The 4,857-nt window shown below is 50.9% G+C and carries 5 protein-coding genes; 4 read left to right on the plus strand and 1 reads right to left on the minus strand.

Annotation, left to right across the window (positions count from 1 at the left end):
• The 3 genes from Q0628_RS15765 to Q0628_RS11870 form a co-directional block, all read left to right on the plus strand.
• Nucleotides 1-131 (plus strand): amino acid:cation symporter (locus Q0628_RS15765; RefSeq protein WP_366979159.1); only part of this gene is annotated, 131 nt, incomplete at its 5' end.
• Nucleotides 132-149: 18 nt separating this feature from the next.
• On the plus strand, nt 150-944 hold the full coding sequence (locus Q0628_RS11865) for a hypothetical protein (RefSeq protein ID WP_298771244.1): 795 nt from the start codon (nt 150-152) through the stop codon (nt 942-944).
• A 117-nt stretch (nt 945-1,061) separates the two neighbouring features.
• The gene (locus Q0628_RS11870; protein WP_298771245.1) at nt 1,062-3,620 is read left to right on the plus strand and encodes a 1,4-beta-glucanase; all 2,559 of its coding nucleotides are present in this window, start codon (nt 1,062-1,064) and stop codon (nt 3,618-3,620) included.
• Nucleotides 3,621-3,719: 99 nt separating this feature from the next.
• Here Q0628_RS11870 and Q0628_RS11875 read toward each other — a convergent pair whose 3' ends face one another.
• Complete coding sequence (locus tag Q0628_RS11875; protein WP_298771246.1) at nt 3,720-4,259, minus strand: hypothetical protein; 540 nt, start codon at nt 4,257-4,259, stop codon at nt 3,720-3,722.
• A gap of 204 nt (nt 4,260-4,463) precedes the next feature.
• Here Q0628_RS11875 and Q0628_RS11880 point away from each other — a divergent pair.
• Nucleotides 4,464-4,857, plus strand: a 394-nt coding sequence (locus Q0628_RS11880; RefSeq protein ID WP_298771247.1) for a sialate O-acetylesterase, incomplete at its 3' end; no start/stop codon positions are given.

Consider the following 4,857-nt stretch of genomic DNA (forward strand, 5'->3'; position numbering starts at 1 on the left):
TCATTATCGGTGTAGTCCAGGACAGCCTTGAAACGGCCCTAAACTCCTCGACGGACGCCCTCTATACTGCAGCAGCCGAATACAGCAGCTGGATCTCACAAGGAAAAACTCTCCCCAGACGCTTCAAATAAAAGGCGATGTTACGGGCCATGCTCGATTCCCTGAATTTTAACTTTTCGTTCTACGACTGGCTGCTAGTATTCATGGTAACCGCTCTCGGGACCCTGAGCGCCTACCTGAAGGATCCGCAGCTCAAGGCGGTCACGGCAACAATTCCCATTCCCTGTGGATTCGCTTACATTGCAGTCGGACTCCCCATGGGTGCGGCAAACGCCATTTCGGGATTCATGTGTCTCCTATATGTGCATATCGTCCGCATTCTACATTATAAGGTCAAAATTCCAATCGTTCCAAGCATCATCGCCGGACTTGCCTTCTTTGTCGTACTCGGCACTTTCCTTATGCCACGCATTCCCGATACCGAGCCCTGGTTCATCGGAGCATGTCTCTTTGATTTTATCGTCGGAGTAGTCCTTTTCCAGACTCAGAACTACAAATCCGGCGTCCGCTACAAGACTCCCCTGCCCGTCTATGTCAAGGCCCCGGCTATTGCCGGAGTCGTTGCAGGCCTCATGTTCATCAAGCAACTCATGGGTGGTTTCTGCACCAGTTTTCCCATGATGAATTCCATCGTGAGCTACGAAAGCCGTTATTCGCTCGGAGATCAGTGCAGACAGTTGCCACTGTTCCTCATTGCAGGCCCCTTCATGTTCGTCGAAATGCGTTACCTCGAAATCTTCCTCGGATTAAACCACTGGATAGTCCTCCTGTGCGGATACATACTGTTCGCGTTCATTTACTGGCCCCTGAACCAGGAACTAAAACGCCGTAACGAGCGAGCCGAAAAAACATACTCTCCCGAGCCCCAAAAGATGCATCGTTGACATTTTGTAAATGTTTACATTCGTTGAGAATTCATAAACATTATTTCTACGCCAATCTCGATATTTTTTCTTTTTTTCCTAAAAAAAAATATTTTCTTGGGAGTAAAAGGAGCGTCCATGATTGGCAAGATCAAATTTCTAGGAATTATTTCTTTACTTGGCCTCGCTGCGACCGCCAACGCAGAAAATTACGAATGGGGCAATGTCCGCTTTGACGGCGGCGGTTTCGTCTCAGCTGTCATATTCCACCCCAAGGCCGAAAACTTGCTCTACGCACGCACCGATGTTGGCGGAATTTATCGTTTTGATTTTGACAAAAGTACCTGGATTCCCCTGATGGACTGGGTCAGTCAAAATGATGTGGGACTCATGGGTACAGAAGCATTTGCGCTCGACCCGACAGATCCGAAACGCATCTATGTGCTTGCCGGTACGGGATACTTTAGCCAAGGCCGCACAGCGGTCTTGCGCAGCGAAGATTACGGAGCCTCCTGGGACACAAGCTACGTGGAAATGCTCGCGCATGGCAATGGCATGGGCCGCCAGACCGGCGAAAAGCTCGCCGTGGACCCGAACAAGCCGAACATCATCTTCTGCGGTAGCCGCACTAAGGGTCTCTACAAGAGTACCGACTACGGCAAGACATGGACGAGCATCTACAAAGTCGCAATTTCCGACGCAAAGGAATCTGCACTCAACAATGTAAACGGCATCAGCTTCGTGATGTTCGACGAATCGCAGGGCACAAATGCCGACGGCTCGACCAAGACCATCTACATAGGCATTTCCGACACGAAGGATAACCTGCAGGTAAGTAACGACGGTGGAAAAACTTGGAATTCCATTTCAGGAGTACCTACAGGCCTAATGCCGCACCGTGCAAAGATTGTCGATGGCGACATGTTCATCACCTTCGCCGATGGTCCGGGCCCGCACAGTATCAACAGCGGCGCCTTCTACAAGTACAACATCGCGGGCGGTACCTGGACCGACCTCACTCCGAGCGATTCGGTAACTCATGAACAAAGTCCCACCACCTACGAGAAGGACAAAAGTTCCTACGGCGGTGTGGCAATCGACCCGAAGGACAAAAATCACATCGTAATCTCGACGCTGGGCAAGTACACCGGACGCCACCTCGCGAAGGATTCCGAAGGCAACGAACGCGACAACTACGGCGATCGCATCTACACCACGACTGACGGCGGAAAGACATGGAACCACGGACAGCATTACGCCGATGGCGTGAACATCGACGCAAATGGCACTTCCTGGATTCCGGGCAACGCCATCCATTGGGCAGGCTCACTCGAAATCAACCCGTTCAATAACAAGCAGGCCTGGGTCACGAGCGGAAATGGGATCTTCATGACGGACGACATCACCGCAAAAGTTCCTGTGTGGAAATTCATGTCCCGCGGCATCGAGGAGACTGTCCCGCTCGATATCGTAAGCGTCCCGGACGGTCCGCTTGTCACGGCTATCGGAGACTACGACGGATCCACCTACAGGAACATCAACGAAAGCTCCCCTCGTCACACGCCAACTGTCGGTACTACCGAAAGCATGGCCTACGCCCCCCTTTCCGGTTCATTCCTCCGCACAGGCATCATTACTGTTTACGGTCAATACGAATCCATCAACTACAACGTGATGTACCGTTCCGAAGATGGATTTACCTGGGACAGCGTCAAGACCACGCTCAAGGGCGGCAAGGGCCTAGTGGTCCTTTCTGCCGACGGCAAGGTCATGCTCCACCGTCCCGACCAAAGCGCAACAGTCTATCGTTCCGATGACAATGGAGTTTCCTGGACCGCAATTGAAACCGGTACACAGACGCAGTACTCCCGCATCGTTGCCGACCCGGTCGATGCAGACATCTTCTATGTCATGAATACTATGGGCACGCTCTACAAATCGACCGACAAGGGCAAGACATTCTCTGCCCAGACCGCCCGTCTGCAGAACGAAGGAGCCGGGGAATACTTCAACGGAAGCGGCCTGATCCGCAGCGTCTATGGACGCGAAGGACACCTGTGGGTTCCGATGGACCAGGCGCAGTCTTGGCTCACTAAGGGTTATTCCGAAAACGGTCTCGCATACACCGAAGACGGAGGCAACACCTGGAACCGCTGCGAAGGCGTCAACACGGCTATCTCGGTAGGCATCGGCAAGGCCAAGGAAGGCGCCGATTACGAGACGCTCTTTATCTGGGGTATCGCAGGCGGAGCCGACAATGCACTCGGCATTTACCGCAGTACCGACAAATGCAAGACTTGGGAACGCGTTAACGATGACAAGCACCAGTTTGGAGGTCCGGGCAATGGAAGCTTCGTCCAGGGCGACATGAACAACTTCGGCGTTGTCTACATGAGCACAGTAGGACGCGGACTTATCGTGGGCGCCCCCGAAGGCACCAAGTTCGTCACCGGTCTGAAGCGTGTCAATATATCCAGCACATCAACGATGCAGCTTGAAAAGCGTACGCTTCATATAAACGCACCTGCAGGTTCAATCCTCAAGCTCTACAGCATGAATGGTGCACTCGCCCTAAGCTCCGAAGTGAACGCCAACGCAAGCATAAGCCTCGCCAAGCTCCCTATGGGCAAGTACATGGCCAAGCTTGAATCGACTAGAGGCACTGCACTCGGACATAGGACCATCCTTCTGAAATAAGGCCCCATCAATAAAATTCCAAATACACAAAAAAAATCCTCCGGCATCCGTCGGGGGATTTTTCAAATTTTCATCCGCACCTTGCGGATTATTCAAGACTTAGTTAGCCGTAAAAACTTCGGTACCGCTGGTCTTGACTCCACCTTCGTCCGTGATACGATCCAGGAAAAATACCTGGCCCAGCGACATCTTGACCAATGATCCCTCAACCGTAATTTTCGGCGTAAGGGTACCACGAGACTTACCAACACACATATCCATGTTGTCAAATTCAGCCACACGGGTAGAGAGATTCAACGACGGCGGCGTTACATTCCAAGTACCCTTGATCGAGGCACATTCGGGATCGTTCAAAGCTGCAGCTGCAGCAGAGGGTAAAGTAAAGACAAACGAGCTATCTTCTGAAAATGTAATCGAGCCGGGCATAGCCGAATAATCATATTCAGCCATCATGGTTCCGCTGGCATTATCCGCAAAGCCAATCATATTCCAGGTTCCAACCACACAATCGGAAGTGATGCCGGCAGCACATTCTTCAGCCTTTGAAGGCCCAGAACTCGCAGAATCGTCGCTACAACCAACCAGAAGTGCCGTGCTCAGGCAAGCCGCACCAAGAATCATGGAAAACTTTTTATTCATGTTAAAACCTCTGTTTGATATGAATATAAGAAAATACTTTTTTGATGCAAACATTTTTTCGAGATTTTTCCTAGAAAGCGCCCATATTTCCGCTTGTTGTAATGACTAACAACGAAATATTCCTCAAAAACAAGAGTTTTCTATTTTATCAGTATATTTTTTCATTGTTGTTTTGGTGGTATTCTCCACCATTATGGAGGAAAAATGAAAAAAATATTTTCAAAGGGGCTCATTAAGAAGAGTCTCTTTGGGGTCGCTTCACTAACAATTTCTCTTGCATTTGCTGCCCCGGACCCGAATTTCCATATTTACTTGGCCTTTGGCCAGTCCAACATGGAAGGCCAGGGTGATATCGGGGATCAGGACAGGATTGTCGATGATCGTTTCCAGTTGCTTTGGTCTGCAGATGGCGGATCCTGCAACCAGGGTGCTTCCAAGGGAAAATGGGTCAAGGCAGTTCCACCGCTGGCACACTGTCAAGGGGCGAAACTTGGTCCAGCCGACTATTTCGGTCGTACCATGGTCGAAAAGACGGATCCACAAATCAAGGTGGGGGTTATCGTGGTGGCCGTCGCGGGTTGCAGCATCCAGTTGTTCG

The organism is uncultured Fibrobacter sp. (assembly GCF_937877005.1).
Lineage (GTDB): Bacteria > Fibrobacterota > Fibrobacteria > Fibrobacterales > Fibrobacteraceae > Fibrobacter.